The sequence below is a fragment of the Brevundimonas lenta genome (assembly GCF_014196335.1).
GTDB lineage: Bacteria > Pseudomonadota > Alphaproteobacteria > Caulobacterales > Caulobacteraceae > Brevundimonas > Brevundimonas lenta.
Genome location: NZ_JACIDM010000001.1, coordinates 1,025,250 through 1,038,247 on the forward strand (window position 1 = coordinate 1,025,250; position 12,998 = coordinate 1,038,247).

Genomic DNA, 12,998 nt, shown 5'->3' on the forward strand with positions numbered 1-12,998 from the left:
GCCTACTCCACGATGTCCGGGGTTTTCCAGGCAAGATGCTGGCCCCCGTCGACGGCTATCATCTGGCCCGTCACCAGGTCGGCTTCAACCAGCCAGCGCACGGCGGCGGCCACGGCCTCCGGGCTTCCGGCCCGTTCCAGCAGCACGCCGTCGGCCTCGGCCTGGAAGTCCTCCGGGCTCTGGTGGATCGACGGCAGCGTCGGTCCCGGCCCCACGCCGTTGACCCGGATGCGCGGCGCCAGCGCCTGCGCCATCGTCCGCGTCGCCCACCACAGGCCATTTCGCGACAGGGCGTAGGAGAAGAACCGCGGATCGGGCTTCAGCACCCGCTGGTCCAGCAGGTTGACGATCGCCGACCCGTCCGGCGCCTGGGCCGCGAAGGCCTCCGACAGTACGATCGGGGCCCGCAGATTGGTTTCGATATGCGCGTCCCAGGTCTCGCGCTCCAGCGCGCCGATCCGGTCGTCCTCGAAGACGGAGGCGTTGTTGACCAGCACCGCCAGGGGCCCGATCGCCTCCACGGCGGCGGGGACGATCCCCCGAACCTCGCTCTCGACCGACAGGTCGCCGGTTACGGTCGCCGCCCGGCGGCCCAGCGCGCGCACCTCTTCGGCCACGGCCTCGGCCGCGTCCTTCGATCCGCGATAGTGAATGGCGACGTCGAAGCCGGCCTTCGCCAGCTCCAGACAGATCGCACGTCCGATCCGCTTGCCGCCGCCGGTGACCAGCGCGGCTCCGCGAACGGCAGGCTTAGTCAACCCGGCCGAATTCGATGAAGTTGATGACGCCGAGGACGACGACGAAACCGACGATGATGTAGAGGGCCAGCATTGAAAGCTCCTTGATCCGCCCGCCAATAAAGCGAGCGTCGCGGCTGTTCAAGCGCGCGAGGGGCCGTATCGTTGTCGCATGACCACGTGGCGCGCCCGCATCGAGCCCTTCACCCGCCCCCTGTTCTTCGCCGTCGTGCGCGCCACACGCGGCATGACGCTGGGCGTGCGGGGCGTGGCGGTCGATGCAGAGGGCCGCGTCCTGCTGGTCAAACACACCTATCTGCACGGCTGGTGGCTGCCCGGCGGCGGCGTCGAGCGCGGCCAGACCGCCGAGGACGCCCTGATCGCCGAGATGCGCGAGGAGGCCGGCGTTCTGGTCGAGGGCCGACCGGTCCTGGTCAGCGTCCACTCCAACGAACGCTTCTTCCGCGGCGATCACGTCCTGCTCTACCGCATCGACCGCTTCACCCTCACCGACCGCACCGCCCACGGCGAGATCGCCGACATCGGCTGGTTCGATCCGTCCGCCCTGCCGGACGACACCCACCGGGCCACACGCGATCGCCTTTCGGAAATCTTCGGCGGCGCCGACCGCGCCGTGAGCTGGTAGAGCCCATGAACCCTTCCGTCCTCATGATGATCGCCGTCGTCCTCGCGGGAGGCGCGACCGCCCTGCAGGCGCCGACCAACGCCCGGCTGGCGGCCGCCGTCGCCTCGCCCGTCAACGCCGCCTTCGTCTCGTTCGCGGTCGGGACCGTCGCCCTCGCCATTGCGGTGGCGGCTCTTCACACGCGACCGGACATGACCGCGGTGCGCGCCCTGCCCTGGTGGGCCTGGATCGGCGGCCTCTATGGCGCGACCTTCGTCGTCGCGGCGGCCTGGGGCGTGCCCCGGCTGGGCGTCGCCCTGACCATCACTCTGATGGTCGCCGGCCAGCTGCTCATCGGCCTGATCCTCGACCATTTCGGCGCCCTGGGCGTGCCGCGCGTATCGATGAGCCCCGGCCGCATCGCCGGCGTGGCGCTGGTGATCGCCGGCGTGGTGATGGTTCGGCGGTTCTGAGCTTCCGCCGCCGGCGTCGCCCCCTCCGTCTCGCCGGCTTCGCCGTCGAGCCACCTCCCCATGGAATGGGGAGGTGAGGCCGCGCCCTGATCACCTCTCCATCGCAGATGGGGAGGGGGACCACCCGAAGGGTGGTGGAGGGGGCGTCTCTGGCTGTTGCCGCTTCGCGTTACGGCCCGGACCCCTATATTGCCCCCGATGACCGAGGAGACGCTCGCCCCTGATTCGCTGAAGGCCGCCGACCTGATCCGCGACGAGGCCCGGCGCGCGCCTGACAAGCCGGGTGTCTATCGCATGTACGGCGAGGACGGGACCTGCCTCTATGTCGGCAAGGCGCGCTCCATCAAGAAGCGCATCCTCCAATACGCCCAGGGCCGTTTCCACACCCAGCGCATCGGCCTCATGGTCTCGCTGACCCGCTCGATGGAGCTGGTCGTAACGGCCTCCGAGACCGAGGCCCTGCTGCTCGAATCCAACTTCATCAAGAAGCTCAAGCCGCGCTTCAACGTCGTCCTGCGCGACGACAAGTCGTTCGCCGAGCTGATGATCCGCCGCGACCACCGCGCGCCCCAGGTGCGCAAGCATCGCGGCGCCCACACCGTCGAGGGCGACTATTTCGGTCCCTTCGCCTCGACCTGGGCGGTCAACCGCACGCTGACCACCCTGCAGAAGGCCTTCCTGCTCCGCTCGTGCTCGGACAGCGTCTACGAGACCCGCACCCGGCCCTGCATGCTGCACCAGATCAAGCGCTGCTCGGCCCCCTGCACCGGCCTGATCTCGCTGGAGGACTACGGCGAGCTGGTCACCGAGGCCGAACAGTTCCTGCGCGGCAAATCCCGCGCCGTCATCGGCCGCCTGTCTAAGGAGATGCAGGCCGCCTCCGACGACATGGATTTCGAACAGGCCGCCCGCGTTCGCGACCGCATCCGCGCCCTGTCGGCCATCTCGATGGAGAACTCCGTCAGCGCCGAGGGCGTGCCGGAGGCCGACGTCTTCGCCCTGTTCAGCGAGGGCGGCCAGGCTTGCGTCCAGGTCTTCTTTTATCGCGGCGGCCAGAACTGGGGCGGCCGCGCCTACTTCCCGCGCGTCGACCGCACCGACACCGATCCCGAAATCCTCGCCGCCTTCCTCGGCCAGTTCTACGAGGACAAGCCGGTCCCGCGCCTGATCCTGTCCAACGTCCGCCCGCACGAGCTGGAGCTGCTGGAAGAGGCCTTCTCGATGAAGGCCCGCACGGTTGACGGCCGACGCGTGGTTTCGATCGAATTGCCCCGCCGCGGCGACAAGGCGGCCCTCGTCGACCACGCCCTGACCAACGCCCGCGAGGCGCTGGGCCGCAAGATGGCCGAGAGCTCCGCCCAGGGGAAAATCCTCGACGAGGTCTGCGAGGCCTTCGGCTTGGAGGCGCGGCCCGAACGGATCGAGATCTACGACAACGCCCACATCTCCGGCTCCAACGCCGTCGGCGGCATGGTCGTCGCGGGACCGGAGGGTTTCCGCAAGAACCAGTACCGCAAGTTCAACATCCGCGGCGAAGACCTCACGCCCGGCGACGACTACGGCATGATGCGCGAGGTCATGCGCCGCCGCTTCAGCCGCCTGGTCAAGGACGAGGACGAGGGCGAGGAGGTCGAACGGCCCGACCTGCTGCTCATCGACGGCGGCGCCGGTCAGCTGGCCGAGGTCCAGGCCGTGCTGGCCGATCTGGGTCTCGACGACATCCTCGCCGTCGGCGTCGCCAAGGGCCCCGACCGAGACGCCGGCAAGGAGCATTTCTTCATGCCGGGCAAGCCGCCCTTCATGATGCCGCTCAAGTCGCCGGCCCTCTACTACATCCAGCGCCTGCGCGACGAGGCGCACCGCTTCGCCAACGGGGCGCACGCCAAGCGCCGCTCGATGGACATCAAGAAGAACCCGCTCGACGAGATCGAGGGCGTCGGTCCCGGACGCAAGAAGGCCCTGCTGCACGCCTTCGGCTCGGCCAAGGGCGTCGGTCGCGCCTCGGTCGTGGACCTGGTGAAAATCGACGGCATCAACCAGGCCCTCGCCGAGCGCATCCACGGCTTCTTCCACCCCCCGCGCTAGTGGACGCGAGGGGGAGGGGAAACCGCGCTTACTGAGGCCGGGCGGACGCGCTGACCGCGATGGTCACGGTCACCCGCCGGGCTTCCGCATTGTTCTGCGGAGGGTTGGGGTCCTGGGCCACCGGTGCAGAGCCCAGCGCAGCCGTCGGAATGAATTTGTCGGGCGTGATGCCGGCATAGTGCATCAGGTAGTCCGTCACCGCCGCAGCACGGCGCTCGCTCAGTCGCTGATTGGCTGCAGCATTGCCGGTGGGGTCGGCCCGTCCGACGACGGCGAGCCTGAAGGCCGTATTCAGACCCTTCGCCTGGGCCGCGATCGCGTCCAGGTCGGCCTTGCCCTGATTGGACAGAACGGCGCTCCCGACATCAAAGTAGACCTGCGTCCGCCCGGCCGAGACAAGCTGGCCGAAATTATCGATGCGTTCCGTGTTTTCAGCGACCCGCGCATCGGTGCCGACTAGGCCGGCCGAGATCTGCCGGGCGGTTCTCAGGTCGTCGTTCTTGAAGGTGACTTCTCCGGCCGTCAGGCGGTCGGAGCCCGGGACGATGGTCACTTCCACGATCAGGCCGGGGATCAGGTCGCTGGGTGGGTGGTCCTCTCCCCGGATGCCCAGCATGCCCGAGGTGCCGCGGATCGCTGTTGAGGGGGTGAGAAGTACGGGCATGTCTCCCTCGCCCGTCCTGACGATGATGGTCGTCCCGTCGTTCGACGTGATCGTGCCGTTCAACTTGCCCGCCTGGGCCTGCGCGTCCCCCCCGGCCGCCAATGAGGTCGTCAGAACCATCATCAGCATCGCGATTGCAGCAAGGAGCCTCTTCATTGTCTTGTCCTCTGCCGAGGCCAGGACGCTCGGCCTCGACGCTCGACTACTGCTGCGCCGCACTGGCCGGTATCGGGTCCAGCCCTGAGGGTAGCGACTTCGGGGACCCATGTTCGGTCCAGCCGTCCCCCTTCCCCCGGAGGGGAAGGATTGCCTATACGGACGCCATGTCAGACGAATCCGCAGACGCGCTTCTTTCCGGCTACCGCCGCTTCCGTGAGGGCCATTGGGCCGAGGCGAAGGCGGAATACGAGGCCCTCGCCGCCGGCCAGAAGCCGCACACGCTGATCGTCGCCTGTTCCGACAGCCGCGCCGATCCCGCCCTGATCTTCGACGCCGCGCCCGGCCAGCTGTTCGTGGTCCGCAACGTCGCCAACCTGGTGCCGCCCTACCAGCCCGACGGCCATCTGCACGGCGTCTCCGCGGCGCTGGAGTTCGGGGTCAAGGTGCTGAACGTCTCGCGCATCGTGGTCATGGGCCACGCCCACTGCGGCGGCGTCAGCGCCATGCGCAACGGCGCGCCCGACAATTGCCAGGACTTCGTCGCCCCCTGGGTCGAGCAGGCCGCTCCCATCGTACGCCACGTCTGCGAGGAGGCCGCGCCGGAGGAGGCCGAACAGGCCGCCGAGGAGGCCGTGGTGCGCCTGTCGCTGCGGAACCTGCGCACCTTCCCGTGGATCGCCGAGCGCGAGGCCGCGGGCGAGCTGACCCTCACCGGTCTGCATTTCGGCATTGCCGACGGCGTGCTTCGCGCGTTGTCAGGGCCCGGGCGGTTCGAACCGCTCGGCTGACGGCACGCCTCGCCACCCACGGCGAAGCGTGGCAAACCGTTCGCCAGTTCACGGAAGACCGCGATGACCCCGACGCCTCACGCCAACCCCATCCCCAACATCCTGACGGGCCTGCGCCTCGTCGCCGGGGTGGTGATGTTCCTGATCCTGGCCGGCGCCGCGCCGCAGGGCATCCCGCTGCTGTCGGAATATCTCAGCCCGGACGACCAGTTCCGCTTCGGCCGCACGGCCTTCATCATCTTCGTCGTCGCCGCCTCGACCGACTGGGTCGACGGCTTCCTCGCCCGTCGCTGGCACGCCACGACGCGCTGGGGCGCCATCCTCGACCCCATCGCCGACAAGGTTCTGATCACCGGCGCCATCCTCGGCGTGCTGGCCTGGGGCGCCTTGCCGCAGATCGCCATCCCCTGCGGCCTGATCCTTTTCCGCGAGTTCGCCGTCTCGGCCCTGCGCGAGACCGTGGCCGGCAAGGTCAAACTGCCGGTCACCCTGCTGGCCAAGTGGAAGACGGTGCTGCAGATGATCGCGCTGGGCGCCCTGCAGATCGCCCTGCTGTGGGACGGCTTCGGCCTGCCGCTGGAATGGCAGCCGCACTTCCAGACCTTCGCCTACGTCCTGATCTGGGTCGCCGCCATCGTCACCCTGTGGACCGGCTGGCAGTATTTCTCGAAGGCCCAGCAGAAGATGAGCCAGCTCTAGGCTGGCTCCGGGGCGTCGGTCAGAAGCCGCCGCTCCACTTCTTCAGCTTCTCCAGCGCCGGCGTGATCGTGTCCCAGTAGGGGCGCGCGCACTCGCCGTGCCACAGGCCGGACAGGCCCTTCGAGCCGTCCGGGTCGTGGTCGAAATGCATCTTCGTGGACGGGTCGCCCTTCTTCACGGGCAGGCGACATTTCGGGCACCAGGGCCCGCGGGGATCACCCCCCGGTTCGGCATCGTAAGCCATCGATAAATTTTCCCCGACAGCGCCCGGATTTTTGTGTCGGTGCGCTTCGCGGGGCGAGGTTCTGACGCATCGGCGACGCTGTAAAGGCGGCGTCCCGTCGTTTCACCCGCATGGCGGGAAAGTCCGCAAAATGTGAACAGGGGCGGCCCGGTCTCCCGTCGCCGCCCCCGATTTTATCGTCAGCGAACGCCCAGTTCCGCGACGAGACCGTCCATGCCGTAGACGTCCCGCAGCGCCGTCGTCACCGCGCCCGTGGTCACGATCACCGACCGGTTCACATTGCGGTCGTAGCCGTAGGCGTTGCGCTGGGTCAGGACGGTGGAGTCGAAATTCGCCCCCAGGATCTCGCCCTGCGCATTGACCACTGGCGACCCCGACGACCCGCCGATGGTGTCCGACGACACCGTCATGTTCATCACCGTATCCAGATCGATCCGGTCCTTTGCGGCCAGCAGCTTCGGGGCCACGTCGAACGGCGCGGCGCCCGTGGCGCGGTCATACAGCCCGCCGAAGGTCGTGAACGGACCCCAGCGCTGCCCCGGCACGTCCGAACCCTCGATCAGGCCGTAGGTCAGGCGCAGCGTGCCCGTCGCGTCCGGATAGACGCTGTCGCCATAAGTCTGGAAGCGCAGTGCGGCGAGGCGTTCCGACGCCCTGTCGGTCGGGGCCTGCACCTTCGCCTCCCATTCCGAGCGGATGGCGCGGGTCTCGTCCTGGATCGACAACAGGTACTGGATCAGCGGATCGTTCGAGGCCTCGACAGCCGCCAGACCGCCCTCCCACAGCGCCCGGCGCACGGCCGGATCGGCCAGGGTCGTGCCCTCGATCAGGCGCGCCGACAGCTGCTCGGGCGACTCCTTGCCCAGCAGGCCGCGCACTGCCGGATGATCGACCGTCAGCCACTCGCGCGTCTTGGACAGCCACCATTCCATCCGGACCTGTTCCAGCTCCGGATAGACCGGCCGCTCGGCGAACAGGCCGGCCTGCAGCGCCGACAGACGGCTGTCGGCGAACTCCGGCAGGCGCTCGGCCGACGGCTTCGCCCGCTCCTGCGCCCCGCGCACCAGCGCCCGCGCCCACAGGAACAGCTGCGACCCGCCCGCCACCGGCGTCGTGCCGACGCCCGTGCCGCCTTCCAGCAGGGCCATGGCGGGATAGAGTTCGCGCAGCGTCGGCTGCACGCCCGACAGCGTCGTCCACGGATTGTTCGAACCCGCGCCGGCTTCCGCGCGGCTGCGGAAATCACGCTCCTGCTCGGCCTTCATGGCCAGGAACTGCGGATCGGTCAGCGCCCGCATCCGACCCAGGCCGCGCTTGTAGGTGTTCTCCAGGCCCACGATCGGGTCCATCGCCTCGAACGCCTGGCGCTCGCCCTCTTCGGAGTAGCGGATCAGCCGCCCGCGCAGCTCCGAGGCGATCAGCTGGTCCAGCGGCAGGACCACGTCCCGGACGGCCATCAGCTGGTCCTGCGTCAGCAGCCGCTGCGTCGCGCCCGGGCTGCCCGTCACGAACACCGGCGTCCCCTCGACCGGCTTGTCGGCGTTCCACACGAAGTGGGTCGGCGTCACGGCCGGCGCGCCGTTCTCGTACAGGCGGATGAAGGCTGCATCGATGGCGAAGCGGGGGAAGCTGAAATTGTCCAGGTCGCCGCCGAACGTCGCCGCCCGGTCCTCCGGCGCGAAGGCCAGGCGCACGTCCGAGTATTTCTTGTAGGTGTACAGCTTGAATTGCCCGCCGCGGTACAGGCTCACCACCTGGCAGCGCTTCGCCGCGTCGTCGCCGCAGGCTTCCTGCTCGATCCGGCCCGCCTCGGCGTCACGGGCGCGGGTGAAGGCCTGGCCTTCCAGACCGGCGCCGGCCGCATGCATCCGCTCGGTCACGTCGGTGATGTCGGTCAGGATCTCGGCCGTCCCGCCCGGGCATTTGCGTTCTTCCTCGCGCGTCCGCGGGGTGAAGCCGGTCTCGGCGAAATTGACTTCCTGCGTCGACAGATTGGCTACGCAGGTGGCGACGCAGTGGTTGTTGGTCATCACCAGGCCTTCGCCGGACACCAGGCCCGCCGAGCAGCCGCCGAACTTCACCGAGCTCAGCCGCACCTTGTCCAGCCAGGCCTGGTCGATGTTCGTGCCCAGCGTCTGGTTGGCCCGCGCGATGGGGAAGTTGTCGTACGTCCACATCCCTTCCTCGGCCTTCGCGGCGGAGCCCGCGGCGAGGGTCAGCAGGGCGGCGGCGAGGGCGGGCGTGAGGTGACGCATATCTGAACTCCGGGCAGGCGCGACGCGCCCCGATTTTGCGGCGGACCATGGATGACGAAAGGGCCGCCCGGCAAGTCCGGACGGCCCTTCATCTCTTCAACCTCGCAGGGGGCTTACTTGACCCCCAGCTCCTCGAGGATGCGCGGGTTCGGATAGACGTTGCGCAGCGCTTCCGTGATCGCCGCAGTCGACACCGTCACCGTCCGGTTCAGCTCGCCGTCGTAACCGAACGAGCCGCCCAGCGAGTGGATGTTGCCGTCGAACGCGGCGCCGATGACTTCACCCTGGGCGTTGATCACGGGCGAGCCCGAGTTGCCGCCGATGATGTCGTTGGTCGACGAGAAGTCGTAGACCACGTCCTTGTTCACGCGGCTTTCGTTGTCGGCGAAGGCCTGGGCCAGGTTGAACGGCTCCGAGCCCGTGGCCCGCTCGTACAGGCCGCCCATGTAGGTGAAGGCCGGCACGGTCACGCCGCGGTAGGTCCAGCCGCCGACCTGGCCGTACGACAGGCGCAGGCTGAAGGTGGCGTCCGGGTACAGGTTGGTGCCGTAGACCGCGAAGCGGGCCTGGGCGACCTTTTCGGCCGCACGGGCGGTCGGGGCGTTGACGGCGGCGGCCCAGCGGTCGCCGATCGCCTTGGCGGCGTCGTCATTGGCGATCACGAAGGCCAGCAGCGGATCGGCCTCGGCCAGTTGCGCCGTGGTCATCGTCAGCGCCTGGGCGCGGAACGCCGGATCGGCCAGCTTGGTGCCGGTGATCAGACGGTCGGCCAGGGCCTCCGGGCTTTCGCGGCCCAGCATCGCCTTCACTTCCGGATTGTCGACCGTCAGGTACTCCCGCGTCTTCGACAGCCAGTAGCGCATGCGGATCTCTTCCATGTCCGCATAGATCGGCGTCTCGGTGGTCAGCGCCGTCGTCAGCTGGGCGCGCTGCGCATCGGTCATCGCCGTGTTCTTCGACGCACGCACGATGGCGCGGGCGTAGGCGTACAGCTGCGAGCCGCCGCCGGCCGATTGCTCCAGCTGGCGGTAGGGCAGGTACAGGTCGCGGGCCGTCGCCTGCACGCGCTCCAGGTCGGCCCACGGATCGCCGATCTTCTGCACCAGCGCCGGATCGGCGGCCACGCGGGCGCGCAGCTCGTTCTCTTCCTCACGCTTGCGGGCCATGAAGGCCGGATCGGTCAGGGCGCCCTGCTGGCCGTAATAGACCTTGAAGCTGTTCTCCAGGCCGAACACCGGGTCGAACGACACGCGCTTGGCCTCGTCGCCGGTCAGCGAGTACTCGAGCAGACGACCGCGCAGTTCCGAGTTCTGGATCAGGGTGACCGGCAGCTGCTGGTCGCGCAGGCGCTCCAGCTGGCTCATCGTCAGCAGGCGCTGGGTGGTGCCCGGGTTGCCCGACACGAAGGTCACGTCGCCTTCCGCCGGAGCGTTCGGGTTCCACTTCAGGAAGTTCGGCGACTCGACCGGCTTGCCGTCCTCGTAGGCGCGCAGGAAGCCGGCATCCAGGGCGTAGCGCGGGAAGTTGAAGTTGTCCGGGTCCCCACCGAAGAAGGCCGCCTGGTTCTCGGGGGCGAACACCAGCCGCACGTCGTCGAACTTGCGGAACTTGTACAGCGAGTAGCGGCCGCCGCGGTAGAAGCTGATCACCTGGCAGTTGAACTTCGGATCGCCGGCGCAGGCTTCGGTCTGGATCTTGTTGATCTCGGCGGTGCGGGCCGCGTTGAAGGCGGCGCCCTCAAGGCCTTCGCCGGCCGCCAGCACGCGGTCGGTCACGTCCACGATCTCGGTCAGCACCTCGGCCGTCTGGCCCGGGCAGCGACGCTCTTCCTCGCGGGTCGCGGCCGTGAAGCCGTTCTTCACGAAGTCCTGGTCGGGGGTCGACAGCTCCTGGGCGCAGCCCACGACGCAGTGCCAGTTCGTCAGGATCAGGCCTTCCGGCGACACGAACGAGGCCGAGCAGCCCTGGATGCGCACCGAGGCGTTGCGAACGCGGTCCAGCCACGCCTGGTCGATATGCGTGCCGTACTTCTGGTTCACCGTCTGGATCGGGAAATTGTCGAAGGTCCACATGCCCTCGTCGGCCTTCGCCGCCGTCGGCGCGGCCGTCATGACCAGGGCGCCGAAGACAGCGGCGATTGAGGCGGTCGCCGTAACGGCGGCGCGAAGCGAGCGTAGGCGCATTCTGTTTCCTCTCAGGCGGCCGGTTCTCCGGCCGGAACGGTGGAGCCTGGATTAGCTGGATGAATAATCGGCGTCCACCGATCCCCTTACCCCGATTTAACTTGGCCGGTGTTCCATGGTCCTTCAGATAACCCGGGAACGTCAGGGGCCCGTCCGTTTCGATGTCGCTTGCACTCTCCACGCTGCTCTATGAGTGGCGCCGCTATATGGCCGCCGTGATGGCGCTCGCCCTGTCAGGCCTGCTCGTGCTGGCCATGACCGGCGTGTTCATCGGCATCGGCAAGGGCTTCACCGCCACGATCGAGCGCTCCAGCGCCGACATCATCATCATGCAACCGGGGGCTAAAAGCCTGATCGGCGGCCCCTCGGGCGTGCCGCGTCGATTTATCCCGCTGGCCTATCGCAACCCCGCCGTGGTCGAGGTCCAGCCGCTGGACGGCGCCGGCGGCTCCTTCCAGTCGGTCAAGAACGTCGACCCGACCATGTCCCAGGCGGACCGCGCCAAGATGGGGGCGCCGCGTCAGGAGTTCGTGCAGACCAGCATCATCGACACCACGCCCGGCGCGGTGACGATCCCGACCGACTATTCCCAGGAACTGGTCGACGCCCTGCGCCAGCCCTACACGGTCGCCATCGACGAGACCGCGACCCGCAAGCTGGGCGTCAAACTGGGCGACCGGGCCCTCTACAACGGCCAGACCGTCACCGTCGTCGGCATCACCCGCGGCTATCCGAACATGATGCAGGCGACGATCATCATGTCGCGCGACACCCTGCGCATGGTCGGCCAGGCCGACACCGGTCCGCGCGTCGGCCCCCTGATGGTCAAGCTGAACGATCCGAGCCAGGCCGAACGCGTCGCCGCCGAACTCAATGAGCAGGGCGACGGCCAGTGGAAGGCATGGACCCGTCAGGAGCTGGCCGACGCCAACGCCGGCGCCATGTTCGAGGAAGGCATCCTCGTCATCATCATCGGCGGCTGCGTGGTGCTGGGCACCATCATCGGCGTGGCCATCACCTGGCAGACCCTGCGCGGCGCCATCATGGCCAACATCAAGGAGTTCGCCTCGCTGCGGGCCCTCGGCGTCGGCATGGGCTCGCTGCAGTGGATCGTCATGGAGCTCAGCTTCTGGGTCGGCTGCGTCGGCGTGATCGCCGCCATCCTGCTCACACTGTTGCTGCAGGCGCTGGCCCTGATGGGCGCGGTGATCATCGCCCTGCCGCTGATCCTTCTGATCATCGTCGGCGGCGGCCTGATCGTCATCGCCATGCTGTCCGGCCTGCTGTCGCTCGGCATCCTCAAGAACAGCCAACCCGCGGACCTGCTGCGATGACCGGCCACACCAGGGTTCACGGAAAACACGGCGACTTCGCCATCGAGGCCAAGGGTCTCGTGAAGCGCTTCAAGTCGGGCAAGAGCTTCGTCGAGGTTCTCAAGAACGTCGACTTCGACGCCCGCCACGGCGACCTGACCATGGTCATGGGCCCGTCCGGCTCGGGCAAGTCGACGCTGATCGCCGCGCTCTCGGGCCTGCTGCGTCCGGAGGAAGGCCGCGTCGACACCCTCGACGTCGACGACCTGTGGAAGCTGTCGGGCAGCCGGATCGACAAATTCCGCCTCGATCACTGCGGCTTCATCTTCCAGGGCTTCAACCTGTTCCCGGCGCTGTCGGCGATCCAGCAGGTCGAGGTGGTGCTGAAATTCCAGGGCCTGTCCAAGGCCGACGCCCGCCGTCAAGCCCAGATCACGCTGGAAGAGGTCGGCCTCGGCCACCGCCTGCATCAGAAGCCCTCGGCCCTGTCCGGTGGTGAAAAGCAGCGCGTCGCCATCGCCCGCGCCCTGGCCAAGAACCCGCAAATCCTGTTCGCCGACGAACCGACCTCCGCCCTCGACGGCGAGAACGGTCAGGTCGTCATCCGCCTGCTGCGCCGCGCCGCCACCGAACACGGCGCCGCCGTCATCTGCGTGACCCACGACCCGCGCCTTGAAGCCTGGGCCGACCGGGTCATCCACATCGAGGATGGCGTCATCATCGACGACCAGCGCCGCATCCCCAACCCTGACGCCACTCTGGCGTCGCACTGA

At 68.3% G+C, this 12,998-nt stretch carries 13 protein-coding genes; 7 read left to right on the forward strand and 6 right to left on the reverse strand.

Annotated elements, in window-relative coordinates:
- Window positions 1–2: 2 nt before the first annotated feature.
- Together GGR12_RS05040 and GGR12_RS16705 are read right to left on the reverse strand one after the other, a co-directional pair.
- Entirely contained in the window at window positions 3–758 is a 756-nt protein-coding gene (locus tag GGR12_RS05040; RefSeq protein ID WP_183203268.1) for an SDR family oxidoreductase, read from the reverse strand.
- Window positions 751–882: a hypothetical protein gene (locus GGR12_RS16705; RefSeq protein WP_281378522.1), complete on the reverse strand. Its 132-nt coding sequence runs from the start codon at window positions 880–882 to the stop codon at window positions 751–753. The genes GGR12_RS05040 and GGR12_RS16705 overlap by 8 nt, the downstream gene beginning before the upstream one ends.
- Before the next feature lie 27 nt (window positions 883–909).
- Between GGR12_RS16705 and GGR12_RS05045 the strand changes: the two genes are divergently transcribed.
- The 3 genes from GGR12_RS05045 (at window position 910) to uvrC (ending at window position 3,920) form a co-directional block, all read left to right on the forward strand.
- Window positions 910–1,383, forward strand: a complete 474-nt coding sequence (locus tag GGR12_RS05045; protein ID WP_183203269.1) for an NUDIX domain-containing protein — start codon at window positions 910–912, stop codon at window positions 1,381–1,383.
- Window positions 1,384–1,388: 5 nt separating this feature from the next.
- Complete coding sequence (locus GGR12_RS05050) at window positions 1,389–1,835, forward strand: DMT family transporter (RefSeq protein ID WP_183203270.1); 447 nt, start codon at window positions 1,389–1,391, stop codon at window positions 1,833–1,835.
- Between the two features lie 198 nt (window positions 1,836–2,033).
- Window positions 2,034–3,920 carry an excinuclease ABC subunit UvrC gene (gene uvrC, locus GGR12_RS05055; RefSeq protein WP_183203776.1) on the forward strand — a complete coding sequence of 629 codons (1,887 nt, stop codon included), beginning with the start codon at window positions 2,034–2,036 and terminating at the stop codon, window positions 3,918–3,920.
- Window positions 3,921–3,948: 28 nt separating this feature from the next.
- On the opposite strand, the gene GGR12_RS05060 is transcribed toward uvrC, so the two are convergent.
- Complete coding sequence (locus tag GGR12_RS05060; RefSeq protein ID WP_183203271.1) at window positions 3,949–4,740, reverse strand: OmpA family protein; 792 nt, start codon at window positions 4,738–4,740, stop codon at window positions 3,949–3,951.
- 167 nt (window positions 4,741–4,907) lie between these two features.
- Between GGR12_RS05060 and GGR12_RS05065 the strand changes: the two genes are divergently transcribed.
- A complete protein-coding gene (locus GGR12_RS05065) occupies window positions 4,908–5,531 on the forward strand; it encodes a carbonic anhydrase (RefSeq protein ID WP_183203272.1) in 624 nt (207 codons plus the stop codon).
- A 63-nt stretch (window positions 5,532–5,594) separates the two neighbouring features.
- Complete coding sequence (gene pgsA, locus GGR12_RS05070) at window positions 5,595–6,230, forward strand: CDP-diacylglycerol--glycerol-3-phosphate 3-phosphatidyltransferase (protein ID WP_183203273.1); 636 nt, start codon at window positions 5,595–5,597, stop codon at window positions 6,228–6,230.
- A gap of 19 nt (window positions 6,231–6,249) precedes the next feature.
- On the opposite strand, the gene GGR12_RS05075 is transcribed toward pgsA, so the two are convergent.
- The 3 genes from GGR12_RS05075 to GGR12_RS05085 all read right to left on the reverse strand — a co-directional run bounded on the left by GGR12_RS05075 (window position 6,250) and on the right by GGR12_RS05085 (window position 10,912).
- Window positions 6,250–6,474, reverse strand: a complete 225-nt coding sequence (locus GGR12_RS05075) for a hypothetical protein (RefSeq protein WP_183203274.1) — start codon at window positions 6,472–6,474, stop codon at window positions 6,250–6,252.
- A gap of 179 nt (window positions 6,475–6,653) precedes the next feature.
- Window positions 6,654–8,729: a S46 family peptidase gene (locus GGR12_RS05080; protein WP_183203275.1), complete on the reverse strand. Its 2,076-nt coding sequence runs from the start codon at window positions 8,727–8,729 to the stop codon at window positions 6,654–6,656.
- 113 nt (window positions 8,730–8,842) lie between these two features.
- Entirely contained in the window at window positions 8,843–10,912 is a 2,070-nt protein-coding gene (locus tag GGR12_RS05085) for a S46 family peptidase (protein ID WP_183203276.1), read from the reverse strand.
- Window positions 10,913–11,073: 161 nt separating this feature from the next.
- Here GGR12_RS05085 and GGR12_RS05090 point away from each other — a divergent pair, with 161 nt between their 5' ends.
- A complete protein-coding gene (locus GGR12_RS05090) occupies window positions 11,074–12,246 on the forward strand; it encodes an ABC transporter permease (protein ID WP_183203277.1) in 1,173 nt (390 codons plus the stop codon).
- Complete coding sequence (locus GGR12_RS05095) at window positions 12,243–12,998, forward strand: ABC transporter ATP-binding protein (protein ID WP_183203278.1); 756 nt, start codon at window positions 12,243–12,245, stop codon at window positions 12,996–12,998. The genes GGR12_RS05090 and GGR12_RS05095 overlap by 4 nt, the downstream gene beginning before the upstream one ends.